Origin of the sequence: Actinomyces sp. HMSC075B09, assembly GCF_001812395.1 — a bacterium.
In the GTDB taxonomy this organism is placed as follows: domain Bacteria; phylum Actinomycetota; class Actinomycetes; order Actinomycetales; family Actinomycetaceae; genus Gleimia; species Gleimia europaea.
Genome location: NZ_KV808734.1, coordinates 1 through 206 on the forward strand (window position 1 = coordinate 1; position 206 = coordinate 206).

Here is a 206-nt window from a genome sequence, read left to right on the forward strand (position 1 = left end):
GGCAAAAATCCCCACGGCTTTAACCGTCAATTTGCGGAGCCACATCAACAAATTCGGTTATAGGCACCGCCTGCTCACGTACCTTTTGAGCTTCGTCTTCGCTAACTATCCCCTCCGCCTTTTCTTCGGCATCACACCGGGCCTTGTAGTTTTCTATCTCATGCGCCTTGGCCGCCTCGTCCCAGCCAAGAATATCCGCAGCTATT

Annotated in this window: 1 pseudogene; it reads right to left on the minus strand. The window is 52.4% G+C overall.

The features are described 5' to 3' along the window. Positions 1–19: 19 nt before the first annotated feature. Positions 20–206: pseudogene (locus HMPREF2854_RS04565) on the minus strand (glycerol-3-phosphate dehydrogenase); the annotation flags it as partial.